Origin of the sequence: Micromonospora sp. GCM10011542 (assembly GCF_042650685.1) — a bacterium.
Taxonomy (GTDB): domain Bacteria; phylum Actinomycetota; class Actinomycetes; order Mycobacteriales; family Micromonosporaceae; genus Micromonospora.
Map to the genome: position 1 here is coordinate 57,058 of NZ_JBHSBO010000033.1, position 15,665 is coordinate 72,722.

Genomic DNA, 15,665 nt, shown 5'->3' on the forward strand with positions numbered 1-15,665 from the left:
CAGGTGCCGGCCCCGCCCCTCATGTCCTCGGCCCGCGGCCGGGCCGGTCCGCCCTACTCCCGGGCCGGAGCGAGGCCGGCGGCGGTGAGCGACCGGCGCACCGCCGGCTGCACCCGGGTCAACCGCAGCGGCACCCCGGTCCGGGCCGCCGCCTCCCGGCCGGCCAACAGGGCGGCGATCCCACCGGCGTCGAAGCCGCCCGCGCCGACCAGGTCCACGATCACCTCGCTGGGCTGGCCGGTGACGGCCTCCAGCATCGCCCGGCGCAGCTGGTCCGCGCCGTCCCGGTCGACCTCCCCGCCCACCTCGACCACCACCCGGTCGCCGTTCTGCTTCACCGAGATCCGGGTCTTGCCCGGGTCCGGCTCGGCGGCGCCGTTCTGCCAGGGCGGCGGCGCGTCGGCCAGCATGGCCTGACGCAGCCAGGTCAGCGCCCGGGACAGCAGCCGGGAGACGTGCATCTGCGAGATGCCGAAGCGGGCGGCGATCTCCGCCTGGGTCTGGTTGCCATAGAAGCGCATGGCCAGGATCCGCCGCTCCCGCCAGGGCAGGCGGTGCAGCAGGCCGCTGACGGTGACCCGGTCGTCGACCGACTCCAGCGCGTTGTCCGACTCGCCCACCAGGTCACCGAACTCGGCGGAACTCTCGCCACCCACCGGGGCGTTCAGCGACGCCGGGCTGTACCCAGCCGCCGACTCCAGCGCGGCCAGGATCTCCTCCTCCGGCGTCTCCAGCCGCGCGGCCAACTCCGCGACCGTCGGCGCCCGGGACAGCTCGCTGGTCAGCGCCGAGGTGGCCTGCCCGACCTCGAGGATCAGGTCGCGCAGCCGGCGGGGTACGTGCACCCCCCAGGTGCGGTCGCGGAAGTGCCGTTTGATCTCGCCCACGATGGTGATCGCGGCGTACGCGGTGAACGAGCCCCGTTCCGGGTCGTACCGGTCGACCGCGTTGACCAGGCCCAGGCGGGCGACCTGCTCCAGATCCTCCAACGGCTCTCCCCGCCCCCGGTACCGGCGAGCCAGCCGGCCGGCGAACGGCAGCGCGAAGCGCACCAGATCGTCACGCGCCTCCTGCCGCCGCTCGGGTGGCAGGCCCTCGATCCGGGCCGCGTACGCCAACGCCGCAGCGTCGAGATCCTCAAGGCCCCGATCGGTGGGTGGTGGTGTGGTCGTGGTGGTCTGTCCGAACATCCGCGCCTCCCTCAGGAAGGTCCCCCGCCCGGATTGGGAAACCGGTCGTGCGCATGGTCGAGCAACGCACCGGGCCGGAAATGGGTCAGTGACTGGGATGCCAGCGGGCGACAACGCTTCTGCGCAGCGTGTTCAAGCCGTCGCAGCCAGCGATGTTCCCGCTCCGTAGGTACTCAATCACGGGACTGCGGGTTCGCGAGGATGTTTCGCCGCCTCCGCCTCAGGAGACGAGAAGTCCCTGGTAGGTGGCACTGTCGCGGAGTACGGTCAGCGCCTCGGTGACTCCCAACGCAGGCGGCACGGGCAGGTCGTACGGCTGGGCCCGGAGCACCTCGGTGGCCCGGCGGGTGGGCACCGATGTGACCGGGTACCCCCGGGCGGAGGCGCGGTCCAGCGCCCGACGCCGCCGGCCGAACCCGGCCACCGCCAGCCACTGCGGCAGCCCGGCCAGGGCCGGCGAGCGCATCCCCGGCGGCTCGGGCAGCACGTCCACCGAGCTGAACGGCTCGCTGCCGGCCAGCCACCACTCCGCCTCGTCGACGCTGCGCCGGGTGGCGTTCTCACACCAGTACGGCACCATCCCCGCCCGCACCACCTGCCACGGATCGAGCAGCCGGCCACACTCGACCACCAACCGGTCACCGGTCTTGCCGGCGCCGCGCAGCCAACGCCGGTACAGGTCGGCGACCGCCGCGCTCAGCGCGGCCGGGCGCGGGACCAGCACCCGGTGCAACGGGTGACCCTGGCGGGTCGAGAAGTCCCGCGCGGCGAGTTCGAAACCGGACTCCACGCCGTGCTCGGCGCTGCCCGACGCGGCGGAGACCTCCGGCGGCTCCCAGCAGGTGTCGTCCCCGCCGGCGGAGCGCAGCACCTGCCGCAGCGCGTGGCTGTCCGGGTCGAAGTCCACCGGGTCGAGCCCGCTGCCCGGGCAGCCCACCTGGAAGCTGTGCCCCTGACCGCCGTCGAGCACCGGCCAGGTCCGCGCGTCGCGCAGCAGCAGCACCGGGGCGCCGGGAGCCAGCCGCTCGGCCAGGAACCGCGCGTACGCCGCCGGCAGGGTCCGCCAGCGGGCGGTCAGCGAGACCGTCACCGCCGACAGCGGACCACGGCTGGCCGGGCAGTGCACCTGACGCAGGTGCACGTCGGCGTTGGCGGCGAGCAGCGGGGCGGCGAGCGCGGCCCCGTGCTCCAGCGCCGCCCCCGGACGGTCCACCGCGCCGTCGGTCCAGTGCACGCTCATCTCGAAGCCGGCGGGCAGCCACGGCACGCCGAGGGCCACCGCCAGGTGCGCCGCCGCGCCGTGCGGGGAGCCGAGCACCACCCCGGGGTAGCGCTGGCGGGGGTACTGGTCGGCGAACCAGCGGGCGACCCGCGCGGCGTCCACCTCACCGGCCTGGGCCACGGTGAGGGCGACCCGGCCGGCGGCCCGAGTGGCCGCGGCGCGCCGCACCGGTTCCGGGGCCCCCGGGAAGCGCGACACCGGCCCGGAGTGCCCCAGGTCGGCGCAGTCCTCCCCGCGTAGCGCGCGGGCGGTGGCGGCGACCAGAATCCGGGCGGCGCTGCCCACCGCCACGACCCGGTCGCCGGCCAGACCGGCGCCCTCGGCCGTCGGCCCCTCGTGCACCTTGTGCACCGGCCCCACCTTGCCTCGTTCGCTCACCACGCGGCCCGGCTTCCCGTCCCGATGGGGTTCAAACGGGGCATCCCCACCCGGCGGCACCAATCCCGCAGGTCAGCGGGGTGCGCCGGTCATCAGCGGCGTTCGGCGACGATGCCGCAGTGGGCGGCGGAGGTGATCGGGTTTCGCCCGTGCCAGGGCGGGCATTTCCGGGTCCATGCGTAGCGAGAGGACCAACGAGGCCGCCGCCACGATCACCCCGTACCAGGACGGGCCGCTGCTCGTCCGCGGCGACTTCGAGCTGGTCACCCCCGACGGCGAGCGGATCGACGGGCGCCGGGGCACGGTCGCGCTGTGCCGGTGCGGCAAGTCGGCGCTCAAGCCGTTCTGCGACGGTACGCACAAGGCGATCAACTTCCGCGCCGGTACCAGCCGACAGGGCTGAGGGCATCGCCCGATCTTCGGCCCGCCGCGGTGCGTCGGGTGCCCGGGCTCAAGCGACTGCTGGCAGGCCCCGTACGGTGGCGGGCGCGGACGGGCCGGCCGGCACCGACCGGCTCAGCGCCGGCGGCGAAGGGTCGCGCAGGGAGCTGCGCCCGGCCGCCCAGCTGTCCAGCAGGTGCCCGGCGAACAGCCGGTCCACCGCGAGCGCGGCCGCCGCACCGAAGAACACGTCCCCGGCCAGCTGCGGCTCCACCCGGACCAGGCCGCCGCACAGGTCGTGCGCGGCGATCTGCTCGTGCACCGCGTCGGCCTCCACGTGCTCGTCGTAGAAGCCGGTCGCCACCTCGTCCAGGCCGAGCCGGCGCAGCCCGTTGCCGTAGCGGCGGTTCGGCAACGACGAGGTCATCTCGTAGGCGGCCAGGTGGCCGAGCAGCGCGCCCCGCAGCCGTCGGTGCATGCCGAACAGCGACATCACGTTGTTGACGGCCAGGGTCACCGCGGGCACCGCGTCCAGGTAGGCGCCGTAGCCGGTGTCCAGGCCCAGCCGGTCCAGCGTGCGCCGGAACAGCTCACAGTGCATCCGGTCCAGCCGGCCGTTGCCGTACTCGTCGGCCTGGATCTCCACGAGGGCGGCCTTGGCGGGGCCCCCGAGGCGGGGCAGCGCCCAGCTGTGCGGGTCCGCCTCGCGCAGGTGGTACACCGACCGGTGGGTGAGGAACTCGCGGAACTGGGCCAGGTCGGCGCGCCGTTGCAGCGCACTGGAGAGCGACGGGCCCTCGTCGGCGGCGACCACCTCGGCCAGGCCGGCCGGCACGCCGCCGGGTGGCACCGCCGGCAGCGGGCCGACCAACTCGCGCAGGGACGCCTCGAACGGCGCCTCGGCGCGGGCCCGCAGCGCCAGCAGCGACGGCTGCCACTCCCAGGCCTCGTCCACCCCGTGCCAGCCGCGGTAGTGCAGCTCGTAGCAGAGGAACAGGGTGAGCTGGAGGTCCTCGTCGGTCAGCGGGTCCACCGGGTCCAGGTCGGCACCGAGCTCGGCCGGCAGGTCGTGCGGCGGCTGTCGCAGCGCCGCCACCACCGCTGCGGAGAGCGGGCCGCGCGGCTGCGGAAGGGGCGCGGGACCGTACCGGCGGTCGGTGGGATCGGGCATGTGACCTCCAGCGTCGTTGGCCGACTTCTCATGCCCTGGCCGGGACCAGCTAAACGAGGTCCTCGGCGGCCACGGTCACCTCCACCTGCTCGCGCACCCGCCGGGCGGCCTCCCCGTGGTCGAAGACCGACCGCAGGTCGGCGAAGGCGGGCTCCGGCGGCGACAGCGACACCGCCGCGTCGACCACGGCCTCCACCACGCACGGGCGGTCCGCGGCGAGCGCCTCGTCCCAGGCCGCGCCGACCAGCTCCGGGCGGTCCACCCGCACGCCGTGCAGCCCGAGCAGCCGGGCCCAGCCGGCGTACGGCACGTCGGGGCGGCGCGCGGCGGGGTCACTCGACGGCTGCCGGCCGCCACCCATTCCGGACTGGTCCCGGTTGTTGAGCACCAGCACCACCAGCCGCGGATCGGCCCACTTCTGCCAGTGGTGGGACACCGTGATCAGCTCGGCGAGCCCGTTGAGCTGCATGGCGCCGTCCCCCATCAGCGCGATCACCGGCCGGTCGGGAGCGTCGAGCTTGGCGGCCACCGCGTACGGCAGGGCGCAGCCCATCGACCCGAGCGTGCCGCAGAGCTGGGCGTTCACCCCGAGCGGCAGTTCCAGGTGCCGGGCGTACCAGTAGATGACCGACCCCACGTCGACCGCCACCGCGCCGTTGCGCGGCAACCGGTTGGACAGCTCCTGAAGGACGAGCTGCGGATTCACCGGCTCGGCCGGCGCGGAGGCACGCTCGACGGCGGCCATCCGCCACCGGTCGACGGAGTTCTCCACCGTGGCCCGCCACTGCCGGTTAGGCCGGTCCGGTACCCGGCCCAGCAGCGCCCGTACCGTCTCGGCGGCGTCACCGACCAGCGGCACGTCGACCGGGTACCGGGTCCCGATCCGGCGGCCGTCGATGTCGATCTGCACCGTGCGCACCTGCCCCGGCATCGGGAAGTAGCCCGTCCACGGGTCGTTGGTGCCGATCATGAGCAGGGTGTCGCAGCCGCCCATCAGCTGGGCGGCGGCCGGGGTGCCGACTTCGCCGAGCACGCCGGTGTGGAACGGCAGCCGCTCGTCGAGCACCGGCTTGCCCAGCAGCGAGGTGGCCACCCCCGCCCCGAGCCGGTCGGCCAACGCGATGATCTCCTCGGCGGCGTCCCGACCGCCCTGGCCCACCAGGATCGCGGTGCGCTGGGAACTGCCCAGCACCTGCGCGGCGGCGGCCAGGTCGGCCTCGTGCGGCAGCACCCGGGCCAGCGGTTCGCCGGGCGTCGCGGAGAGCACCCCGGCGGCCTGCGGTTGCAGGTCGGGCACCCGGGTCTCCTGCACGTGCCGGGGCAGCACCACGCAGGTCGGGCTGCGAGTCGCCGCCGCGGTCCGGAACGCCTGGTCCAGCAACGTCGGCAATTGCTCGGCGCTGCGCGCGTACTGGACGAACTGGTTGCACACGTCGCCGAAGAGCCGGCTCAGCCCGATCTCCTGGTGGGCGCCGCCGAGCGGGCCGGAGATGTCCTCCCCGACGATCGCCACTACCGGCTTGCTGTCCAGCTTCGCGTCGTACAGGCCGTTGAGCAGTTGCACCGCGCTCGGCCCCTGGGTGGCCAGGCAGACCCCGATGCCGCCGGTGAACTTGGCGTGCCCGGTGGCCATGAAGGAGGCAGTCTCCTCGTGCCGCGCCGGGATGAACGCCGGGTCGCCGCCCGCCCGGTCCAACGCCTCGACCAGCGGGGCGATCGCCTCGCCCGGGTAGCCGAACGCGCGCGGCACCCGCCAGGCGCGTAGCCGGTCCACCACCACGTCGGCGCCGATCCGCTCAGCCATTGCCGCGCCCCGGGGTGCTCGCGTCGGTGTAGCGGAGCACCGCGCCGACGCCGTCGGTGAGGTCGGGCGCCTCGTCCGGGCCGAGGACGGTGAGTTCGGCATCGGTGCCCACCAGCGCCCGCACCAACGCCGCGTCCGCACGGACCCGCTGCGGGTCGGGCACCGACATCGCGGCCAGCTGCCCGGGGTCGGTGGCGATCTGGGTCGGCTCGGGGCCGATCCAGAGCTCGCCGTTGGCCGACGGGTCGTCCACTATCAGCATGGTGTCCACCTGATTGCGCTGCAGGGCGGAGACGACCGCGTCCAGCCCGGCGCCGACGTCCTCCTGCATGCCGAACAGGTCCAGCTTGGCGCTGATCCGCTGGTCGGCGACCTCGGCGATGGTCTGCACGGTCAGGTCGTCCAGCAACGTGTTGTCGGAGCCGTCGCCCCGTGAACCGGCGTCGGTCCGCACCATCACGTCCTGCCAGCGCTCCGGCATCTGGGCGGCCACCACGCCGGTGGCCCGGACGTCACCGGCGATCACCACCACCTCCGCGCCGACCTTCTCGGCCAGCTCGACGGTCGCCGCGGCGACGTTGCCGCCGTTGGTGTGCCAGGCCTCCATGGCGGACTTCTGGTACTTCGACTGGGACCAGCCGCCGGGCTGCACCCGGCGCAGCTGGAAGTCCTCACGGCCGACGACGTGCGCGCGTCGGGGAACTCCGCCGGCGCTGATGGCGATGGCGTCCGCGCCGAGGCGGTTGGCCAGCACCCGCACCCAGGCCACCTGCTCGCCGCGCTGTGCCAACAGCGGCATCACGTGCGGCAGCGGGCCGTAGTGGGCCAGATCCCGCAGCGGCGCCGCGGAGAGGAACTCCGAGAGCACCACCCGGCCACGGGTCGCGAAGAGCGCCAGCCCGTAGCCCCCCACCTTCGGATCGTGCCCGCGGACCACCCGGTCCAGCGCGGCGACGGTCGCCTCGTCGGCCCCCTGGTCGGTCAGTTGGCCTTGTAGAGCGCGCCAGCGCAGGTCCAGTGCCGGATGGGCGTCCTCCGTGTTCGCGGAGGCGTCCACGTACACCGAGCACCACGGCCCGGGTCGGTCGTAGAGCGGGCGCAGGAAGGACAGCTGCATGCTCGACCCCTTTCCAGCTCGGCCCTCCGCATACCCGGGTCGCCCGGGTTGTCACCTCGCGGCCATGAGCCCGTGACCAGGTTTCATTCACGTCGTTCAACCGGGGACGCCGATACGATCGGTGACAGCAACCGGACTCTGGGTGGTGATGATGGACGGCGGCCTCGACACCCGACGGATCGTGCATCCGACGGAGCGGATCGTCACCGGGCGGGTGGTCCGGCTCGTCGACGGCTACTCCCGGGAGGTGCGGATCGGCCAGCCGGTGCTGGTGGCGGTGCTGGCCGCGGCCGGGGTGGCGGGGCTGCTCATGGTGCTGCTGCGCTCGCTGCTGCCCGGCGGCGGTGGCGGCGCCCGTCGACGCTGGAAGGAGCTCAAGCAGGGCCCGGAGTACCTGGTCACCCCGCTGCGCCTGCGGGACGCCGCCGGCCGGCTCTGCGAGGTCGAGCTGCACGGCCACCTTCCGCAGAGCGCCCTGCACCCGGCCGACCACGTGCAGCTCACCCTGCGCCCGCAGCGTGACCCCGAGCTGCCGCCGCGCATCGAGCGGATCGTCAACCTGACCACCGGTCAGCTGCTCACTCCGCGTACGGCGACACTCTGGTCGCACCTCGGGCCGCCGCTGCTGCTCCAGGCCGTGCTGGGCGCGCTGCTGCTCACCGGCGTGGCGGCCTGCTCCGCGCTCACCTGAGCGGTCGGCCCGCGTTTCCCGCCCGGGCACGGTGGGCACCGGCTCGGGCATGTTTCCCGGATTCACCCATGAACAGATCGACGTCGGCCCGGTACGCCTGCGCGTGCGCCACGGCGGGTCCGGCCCGCCGGTGGTGCTGCTGCACGGCCATCCCCGTACCCATGCCACCTGGCACCGGGTTGCGCCGCTGCTCGCCGAGCGGCACACCGTCATCTGCCCGGACCTGCGCGGCTACGGCGGCTCGACGAAGCCGCCGGAGACCGCCGACCACTCGGGGTACGCCAAGCGGGCGATGGCTCGTGACGTCGTGGCGCTGCTCGACGCGCTCGGGCACCGGCGGGCGGCGGTGATCGGCCACGACCGCGGCGCGTACGCGGCGATGCGCACGGCACTGGACCACCCGGAGCGGGTCAGCCGGCTCGGTGTGCTCGACGGGGTGCCGATCGGTGCGGCGCTGGCCCGCTGCGACGCCCGGTTCGCCGCCCGCTGGTGGCACTGGTTCTTCCTCGGTCAGACCGGCAAGCCGGCGGAGCGGGTGATCAACGCCGATCCGGACGCCTGGTACGGCGGCTCCCCCGCCGAGATGGGCGAGGAGGCGTACGCCGACTACCACCGGGCCATCCACGACCCGGCAACGGTGCACGCGATGTGCGAGGACTACCGGGCCGGATTGGGCCCGGACCGGGCGGCCGACGACGCGGACCGCGCGGCCGGGCGGCGGATCGACTGTCCGGTGCTGTTCGCGTACTCCGAGCGCGACGACATGGTCGACCTGTACGGCGACCCGGCGGCGATCTGGCGGGAGTGGGCCGACGACGTACGCGTCGCCTCGGTCGACTCGGGTCACCACATGGCCGAGGAGGCGCCGGAGGCGCTCACCGCGATCCTGGCCGACTTCCTGGCCGGCTGACGGCTCGCGACGTACGGCCCGCCCGGCGGTGGCTCAGCCGACCGGGGCGGGCTCGCGGACCTGTCGCCGGGTGGCGCCCAGCATCCCGCGACGGCGGGCCCAACGCTCGTAGGCCAGGGTGGCGAACGGCGGCACCGCGCAGGCCAGCGCCACCACGGTGGCCGGCAGGCTCCACCGGTGCAGCCGGGCGACTGCCAGCACCAGCAGCACGTAGGCGATGAACAGCCCGCCGTGGATCGGGCCGAAGATCTTGACGCCGAGTTCGTTTCCCGGCGGACCGTACTTCACCACCATGCCGACCAGCAGGGCCAGCCAGGAGCACGCCTCGGCGATCGCCGCCGCCACGAACAGCCGGGTCACCTTCTCGCGCATATCCACCGCCACCACCTCTCGGGCGGCAATGCTAGCGGTGCGGCCCGCCCGCGACGGCGCAAAGTACGCGGGACGCGACGAGGGTCACCGGGCCCGCGGCTGGGTAGGAAGGGACCATTGGGTCTTCCCCGCCCGCCTGACACGTGCGAGGTTAGGGGGACCAGCGGTGACAGGGTGGTGACCATGGGCGAGGATGTCGGCGTACGGACCTTCAGCCGTGAGGACCGGGCCCGCTACCGGGACAAGGTCCGCAGCTGCCTGGACGTCTTCGCCGAGATGCTGCGCGAGGCGCGGTTCGACATCGACCGGCCGATGACCGGGCTGGAGATCGAGCTGAACCTCGTCGACGAGGAGTCGATGCCGGCGATGCGCAACTCCGACGTCCTCGCGGCGATCGCCGACCCGAGTTTCCAGACCGAGCTGGGCCAGTTCAACGTGGAGATCAACGTGGCGCCCCGGCGGCTGACCGGCACCGGCACCGCGGAGTTCGAGGACCACGTACGGGCCAGCCTCAACGCGGCCGAGGAGAAGGCCCGCAAGATCGGCGCGCACATGGTCATGATCGGCATTCTGCCGACGCTGCGCCCGGAGCACCTGACCGCCGGGACGCTCTCGGCGAATCCGCGCTACGCGCTGCTCAACGAGCAGATCTTCGCCGCCCGCGGTGAGGACCTGCGGATCGCCATCAACGGGATCGAGCGGCTCGCCACCACCGCCGACACCATCACCCCGGAGGCGGCCTGCACCAGCACCCAGTTCCACCTGCAGGTCAGCCCGGCCCAGTTCGCCGACTACTGGAACGCCGCGCAGGCCATCGCCGGCATCCAGGTGGCGGTCGGCGCCAACGCGCCGCTGTTCTTCGGCCGGGAGCTGTGGCGCGAGACCCGCATCCCGCTGTTCCAGCAAGCCACCGACACCCGGTCGGAGGAGATCAAGGCCCAGGGGGTACGCCCGCGCGTCTGGTTCGGCGAACGCTGGATCACCAGCGTGTTCGACCTGTTCGAGGAGAACGTGCGCTACTTCCCGGCGCTGCTGCCGGTCTGCGACCCGGAGGACCCGGCGCAGACCCTCGCGGCCGGCGAGGTGCCGAGGCTCGCCGAGCTGCGGCTGCACAACGGCACCGTCTACCGGTGGAACCGTCCGGTGTACGACGTGTCGCGCGGCCGGCCGCACCTTCGGGTGGAGAACCGGGTGCTGCCCGCCGGGCCGACGGTGCTGGACACCGTCGCCAATGGGGCGTTCTACTTCGGGCTGGTCCGGGCGCTGGCCGAGTCGGATCGGCCACTGTGGTCGCAGATGTCGTTCAGCGCGGCCGAGGAGAACTTCAACAGCTGCGCCCGGTACGGCATCGAGGCTCAGGTCTTCTGGCCGGGCCTGGGCTACCTGCCGGTGACCGAGCTGGTGTTGCGTCGGCTGCTGCCGCTGGCGCACCACGGGCTGGACCGGTGGGGCCTGCATCCGGACGAGCGCGACCGGCTGCTCGGCATCATCGAGCAGCGCTGCCTGACCGGCCGCAACGGCGCGAGCTGGCAGGTGGAGACGCTGCACCGGTTGGAGTCCGCCGACCACCTGGACCGCCCGGCGGCGCTGCGCGAGGTGGTCCGGCACTACGTGACGCTCATGCACAGCAACCGGCCTGTGCACGAGTGGCCCATCCCCTGACCCACCATCACTCCCTCGGGCGGGCCCAGGGTGACGGGTCGTCGCGCAGCCGGCTGTAGAGGTATCCGTCGCGCCAGCGGCCGGCCCGGAACTCGCACGCCCGCACGACCCCCTCGAGCTGGAAGCCGGCCTTCTCCAGCGCGCGCTGCTCGGCGACGTTCTCCGGGTGCGTGCCGGCCTGGATCCGCTGCGCCGGAGTGTGCGCGAACAGGTAGTCGCAGAGCAGCGCCTGGGCGCGCCAACCGATCCCCCGCCCTCGGCACTCCGGTAGTAGTGCGACCCCGATCTCCCAGTACTTCGCCGTCCCGCCGTAGACCCCGGCCCGGTAGCTGACCAGGCCGGCGGCGACGGGCTGCGGATCGTCGACCTCGACGATGAGCCGGCCGTCGTCCTCGCCGAGGTAGCCGTCGACGGCGTACCGCCGAGCGGGCGCCGCCGCGTCCCGGAAGCCCGCCCAGTCGAGCCCGATGAGGCCCGGCTCGGTGCAGAACCGTCGGAACATCTCCAGGTCGGTCTCGGCGACCGGCCGCAGCCGGATGGTGAGACCGTCCGCCTCATGCACCACGCCCGGCACGCCACCGCTCTCCATTGCCGACACGCTAGCCGCCCCGGCCCGCCCGGACGGTCCCGCTGACTGGGCGGGTGCGGCAGCCGATGCGTTTACGACATCAGCTCCAAAGGCGCCGCGTGGTACTCGGTGCCCCGGCCACCTCCATGCCGCCGGGTCACACCTTGAGCAGGACCTTGGTGCAGTCGTCCTGCTTCTTCTGGAAGATCTTGTAGCCCTTCGGGGCGTCCTTGAGCGGCATGCGGTGGCTGACGATGAAGCTGGGGTCGATCTCGCCGCGCTGGATGCGCTCCAGCAGCGGCCGGGTGTAGCGCTGCACGTGGCACTGCCCGGTCCGCATGATCAGTGACCGGTTCATGAACGCGCCCATCGGGAACTTGTCGACGAACCCGCCGTACGCGCCGATCACCGACACGACCCCGCCGCTGCGGCAGGCCAGGATCGCCTGGCGCAGCGCGAATGGCCGCTCGGTCTCCACCCGTACCGCCTGCTTCCCCCGGTCGTACGCGTACATGGCGGCGTTGCCGTGGTGGCTCTCCAGGCCGACCGCGTCGATGCAGGCGTCCGGGCCGCGGCCGGCGGTGAGCTCGTTGAGCGTGTCCAGCACGTCGGTGTCCTCGTAGTTGATCGTCTCCGCCCCGGCGTGCTCCCGGGCCAGCCGCAGCCGGTACGGGTACCGGTCGATGACGATCACCCGTTCGGCGCCGAGCAGCCGGGCGCTCGCGGCGGCGAGCAGCCCGACGGGGCCCGCACCCCAGATGGCGATGACGTCGCCGCGCTTGATGTCGCACATCTCGGCGCCCATCCAGGCGGTCGGGAAGACGTCGGCGAGCATGACGGCCTGGTCGTCGGGCACCTCGTGGGGCACCTTGATCGGGCCGACGTCGGCGAAGGGCACCCGCGCGTACTCGGCCTGACCGCCGGCATAGCCGCCGAGCAGGTGGGAGTAGCCGAAGATGCCAGCCGGCGAGTGCCCCATGATCTTCTCGGCGACACCAGCGTTGGGGTTGGAGTTCTCGCACACCGAGTAGAGCCCGCGTTGGCAGGAATTGCAGTGCCCGCAGGCGATCGGGAAGGGCACCACCACCCGGTCGCCCACGCGCAGGTTGCGCACCTGTGGGCCGACCTCGACCACCTCGCCCATGAACTCGTGCCCGAGGATGTCGCCCTTGCGCATGGCCGGGACGTAGCCGTGGTAGAGGTGCAGGTCCGAGCCGCAGATCGCGGTGGTGGAGATCTTCACGATCGCGTCCCGGGCGTTCATGATCGTCGGCTCGGGCACGTTGATGACCTTGACGCGGTCGGTGCCCATCCAGGCGGTGGCCTTCATGGTCAATCCTTTTCGGAGTCGGGGGACGGTCAGCGGCGGGCGGTCGGCAGCGGCTGGGCCGGGCGCTGCATGACCTGCTGGTGCACGGAGATGCCGTTCGGGCTGCCCTCGGAGCGGACCACCTCGCCGGTCTCCAGCACCTGCTTGAACCGGCGCAGGTCGTCGCGTACCTGCTGCTCGGGTTCCTCGCCGAAGAGCTTGGCCACCGCGCGGCCGAGCTTCCCGGCGGGCGGCGCGTAGCCGAGTTGCACGCGTACCTCGGTCCCCCGGTCGCCGGGCGCCGGATCGAAGCGGACCCGGCCGGCGTTCGGCACCCGCGCGCCCGGCACCGACCGCCAGGCGATCGACCGGTTGGGCTGGTCGTCGAGGATCTCGGCCTGCCACTCGATCCGCCGGCCGGCCGGCCCGCGCGCGATCCAGTGCGAGCGGCGCAGGTCGTCGGCCCGCACCGACTCCAGGTGCGACATGAATCGGGGCAGGTTCTCCACGTCGCGCCAGAACCGGTACGCCTCGGCCGGCGAGCGGTTGACGGTCACCCCGATGCTGATCCGGATCATGCGCTCCCGGGCCCGGCGGGCGCGGGTGGCGCCGATCGCGACGGCCAGGTCGAGCGCGGTGATGCCGGCGATGGCGGCGGTGGTCAGGGCGACCCGCCGGCGCCGCTCACCGCACCGGTCGGTCAGCGCCTGGCCGAGCAGGGTCAGGTCCATCGCGTCGCCGGCCACCCGGGTCCACGCCCAGCGGCCGGGACGCCGCCCGGCGATCAGGCTGGCGGCGTGCCCCAACTCGCGCGCGCCGACGCCCCGGATGACGGCCCAGGACCTCGGGTCGTCGTCGACCCCGGTGAGCCGGGCCAGCGGTCCCGGCTCGGCCAGCGCGCCGATGCCGAGCGCGAGACTCAGCCAGCCCAGCGTTCGGGGCAGCGCCACGCTCGGCTCCGACCCGTCCAGTTCCGGCAGGAGTACCCCGTCGACACGGTCCACGTGCGTCCCTTCCGCTCTGCTCGTCGGCCCGGACGTCCACGCGGAGCGCGACCACCCGGCGGCCACCGAACAGCGGCCGGGCGGTGCGCGACCGCCACGATGACGGTATGCCCTGAAATCGGAGCATGAGACCGATTTCGGGAAGGTGGGGGCAGTCCAACCGGCCAGCGCTGACGCGCAGGTTCTCCCCGGGTCGATCTGCTCAGTGCCAGGCCATGTTGATGGCGCGCTCGAAGTTGACGTAGCCGGCGCGGGCGAAGGCGCTCGCCATGGGGGCGTTGCCCAGGTCGGTGGCGGCACGGATGTGTGTGACGTGCTCGTCGGCCAGGATGCGGGTGCCTTCGGCGAGGAGACCGTGGACGTAGCCGTGGCCGCGGTGCTCGGGGACGACGCCGAGGTAGGCGATCACCGGGTGGTAGGCGTTGCGGGCCGGGACGATGAACCCGACCGCTTCGCCGCTGTCGCCCAGTTTGGCGATCCGCCACCAGGAGCGGGGACTGGAGTAGGTGGCGAGTTCCTCCTCGTAGTGCTTCACAGCGGCCTCGTGGGCGGACATCCGCGCCAGGTCGGTGCGGCTGTGCGCGTCCAGGGTGCCGTCCAGGGCGCTCGTCATCAGCGCGATCAGGTGGTCGGTGTCGTCTGCCGGGTGGAAGGTCAGGCGCGAATCCGGCGCGGGCTGACCCGCGCCGGAGCGCCATTCCAGGCGCAGCCGTTCGACGGTCAGCCTGGCGCCGGTGTTCTCGAGGACGGCCATCCTGGATCGCACCGCCCGGTAGGTGACCGGGTCCTCCCGCCAGTCCGCCGGAATGAAGCGGCCGTACTCGGGTGGGGTGGCACCGGACGGTACGACCGTGGCCGCCGCCGTCTCGTACAACGCTTGTGCGACGTCGGTGAGGTCCTCGGCATTGTCGTCGAGGTCGAGGATGTCCAGCAGCAGCGGGGTGCTGTCGCCGCTGCGGGCCCACCAGGCGACCCTGGCCAGCAGGCGGTCACCGTGCAGCGCCATCCACATCCACTCCGGTCGGCGCCGGTGCTCGGCGAGATCGTCCGCGAGTTCGTGATTGATGGTGTACGGCAGGCTGTTGAACAGATCGATCTCGTCGGGCCCATTGACGGGGCGGATGGTGACGCCGTCGGGAGCGGTGGCGCTGCTGGTCATGCTGACTCCTGATCGGCGCGCGTGCGGGTGTAGGTGAGGAAGAGCGCGCCGCTGTCCAGGACGGTGTGCTCGGTCAGCTGCCAGCTGCGCGGCGTGAAGACGGCGTCGCGACCGAAGAGCGGGATGCCGGCACCGATGGTCAACGGAGCGAGCTTGATGATCAGCCTGTCGATCTCCGGGTAGAGGGCGCCAGCCAGCGCGCCGCCGCCAATCACCCAGACGTCCCGGCCGTCGTGCCGCTTGAGCTCGCGCACGGTGGCGATGGGATCCTCGGAGATGACCTCGACGGCGGGATCCGGACTCGTGCCCAGGGTGCGCGAGAACACCAGATGGCGCAGGTGCGGGTAGGCATCGGTCACGCCGGCCGCCAACCCCACCTCATAGGATCGGCGGCCCTCCAGCACGGTGTCGAACCGGGCGCCCTCGGCGGTGATGCCGAACGCCTGCCGGGCCGGGCCCGGCAGTGTCTCCGGGAACTCGGCGATGAGGTGGTGCAGGTAGTCGTCCGGGATCGGCCAGAACCCGCCGGGGCCGGTAGGGTCCGCGCCGTCCGGCCCGGCGATGAAGCCGTCCAGGGTGGCAGCGATGTAGTACACGAGCTTACGCACGACCATCTCCTTGGTTGAGGGCCGGACTGTTCCTCGGTCCGGCCTGCCCAAGCCTGCTC

The 15,665-nt window shown here is 73.1% G+C and carries 15 protein-coding genes; 4 read left to right on the top strand and 11 right to left on the bottom strand.

The features are described from left to right. Positions 1-53: 53 nt before the first annotated feature. Complete coding sequence (locus ACFOW4_RS12280; protein ID WP_377527198.1) at positions 54-1,190, bottom strand: SigB/SigF/SigG family RNA polymerase sigma factor; 1,137 nt, start codon at positions 1,188-1,190, stop codon at positions 54-56. 220 nt (positions 1,191-1,410) lie between these two features. After that, a complete protein-coding gene (locus tag ACFOW4_RS12285; RefSeq protein ID WP_377527263.1) occupies positions 1,411-2,814 on the bottom strand; it encodes a hypothetical protein in 1,404 nt (467 codons plus the stop codon). A gap of 211 nt (positions 2,815-3,025) precedes the next feature. On the opposite strand from ACFOW4_RS12285, the gene ACFOW4_RS12290 reads away from it, so the two are divergent. After that, the gene (locus ACFOW4_RS12290) at positions 3,026-3,253 is read left to right on the top strand and encodes a CDGSH iron-sulfur domain-containing protein (RefSeq protein WP_377527200.1); all 228 of its coding nucleotides are present in this window, start codon (positions 3,026-3,028) and stop codon (positions 3,251-3,253) included. A 48-nt stretch (positions 3,254-3,301) separates the two neighbouring features. Here the strand turns inward: ACFOW4_RS12290 and ACFOW4_RS12295 are convergent, their stop codons facing one another. Genes ACFOW4_RS12295 through ACFOW4_RS12305 form a run of 3 tightly spaced genes read right to left on the bottom strand, consistent with a single transcriptional unit; the run spans position 3,302 to position 7,323 of the window. Beyond that, positions 3,302-4,402 (bottom strand): iron-containing redox enzyme family protein, encoded by a 1,101-nt coding sequence (locus ACFOW4_RS12295; RefSeq protein WP_377527202.1) that lies wholly within the window; start codon positions 4,400-4,402, stop codon positions 3,302-3,304. A 49-nt stretch (positions 4,403-4,451) separates the two neighbouring features. Beyond that, a complete protein-coding gene (locus ACFOW4_RS12300) occupies positions 4,452-6,206 on the bottom strand; it encodes a thiamine pyrophosphate-binding protein (protein ID WP_377527204.1) in 1,755 nt (584 codons plus the stop codon). Beyond that, positions 6,199-7,323, bottom strand: a complete 1,125-nt coding sequence (locus ACFOW4_RS12305) for a Vms1/Ankzf1 family peptidyl-tRNA hydrolase (RefSeq protein ID WP_377527206.1) — start codon at positions 7,321-7,323, stop codon at positions 6,199-6,201. The genes ACFOW4_RS12300 and ACFOW4_RS12305 overlap by 8 nt, the downstream gene beginning before the upstream one ends. A 151-nt stretch (positions 7,324-7,474) precedes the next feature. On the opposite strand from ACFOW4_RS12305, the gene ACFOW4_RS12310 reads away from it, so the two are divergent. Then, positions 7,475-8,014 carry a hypothetical protein gene (locus tag ACFOW4_RS12310; RefSeq protein WP_377527264.1) on the top strand — a complete coding sequence of 180 codons (540 nt, stop codon included), beginning with the start codon at positions 7,475-7,477 and terminating at the stop codon, positions 8,012-8,014. Positions 8,015-8,063: 49 nt separating this feature from the next. Beyond that, positions 8,064-8,924: an alpha/beta fold hydrolase gene (locus ACFOW4_RS12315; RefSeq protein ID WP_377527207.1), complete on the top strand. Its 861-nt coding sequence runs from the start codon at positions 8,064-8,066 to the stop codon at positions 8,922-8,924. A 33-nt stretch (positions 8,925-8,957) separates the two neighbouring features. Here the strand turns inward: ACFOW4_RS12315 and ACFOW4_RS12320 are convergent, their stop codons facing one another. Next, entirely contained in the window at positions 8,958-9,296 is a 339-nt protein-coding gene (locus tag ACFOW4_RS12320) for a DUF3817 domain-containing protein (protein WP_377527265.1), read from the bottom strand. Positions 9,297-9,479: 183 nt separating this feature from the next. On the opposite strand from ACFOW4_RS12320, the gene ACFOW4_RS12325 reads away from it, so the two are divergent. Further along, positions 9,480-10,958, top strand: coding sequence for a glutamate--cysteine ligase (locus tag ACFOW4_RS12325; RefSeq protein ID WP_377527209.1), 1,479 nt, complete (start codon positions 9,480-9,482; stop codon positions 10,956-10,958). Between the two features lie 7 nt (positions 10,959-10,965). Here the strand turns inward: ACFOW4_RS12325 and ACFOW4_RS12330 are convergent, their stop codons facing one another. The 5 genes from ACFOW4_RS12330 to ACFOW4_RS12350 all read right to left on the bottom strand — a co-directional run bounded on the left by ACFOW4_RS12330 (position 10,966) and on the right by ACFOW4_RS12350 (position 15,606). Beyond that, on the bottom strand, positions 10,966-11,547 hold the full coding sequence (locus tag ACFOW4_RS12330) for a GNAT family N-acetyltransferase (RefSeq protein WP_377527211.1): 582 nt from the start codon (positions 11,545-11,547) through the stop codon (positions 10,966-10,968). Positions 11,548-11,683: 136 nt separating this feature from the next. Next, on the bottom strand, positions 11,684-12,856 hold the full coding sequence (locus ACFOW4_RS12335; protein WP_377527213.1) for a zinc-dependent alcohol dehydrogenase: 1,173 nt from the start codon (positions 12,854-12,856) through the stop codon (positions 11,684-11,686). Positions 12,857-12,885: 29 nt separating this feature from the next. Then, on the bottom strand, positions 12,886-13,839 hold the full coding sequence (locus ACFOW4_RS12340) for an SRPBCC family protein (RefSeq protein WP_377527215.1): 954 nt from the start codon (positions 13,837-13,839) through the stop codon (positions 12,886-12,888). Between the two features lie 202 nt (positions 13,840-14,041). Continuing rightward, a complete protein-coding gene (locus ACFOW4_RS12345) occupies positions 14,042-14,998 on the bottom strand; it encodes a GNAT family N-acetyltransferase (protein ID WP_377527217.1) in 957 nt (318 codons plus the stop codon). After that, positions 14,995-15,606, bottom strand: coding sequence for a dihydrofolate reductase family protein (locus tag ACFOW4_RS12350; RefSeq protein ID WP_377527219.1), 612 nt, complete (start codon positions 15,604-15,606; stop codon positions 14,995-14,997). Before ACFOW4_RS12350 ends, ACFOW4_RS12345 begins: the two co-directional genes overlap by 4 nt. Positions 15,607-15,665 lie beyond the last annotated feature (59 nt).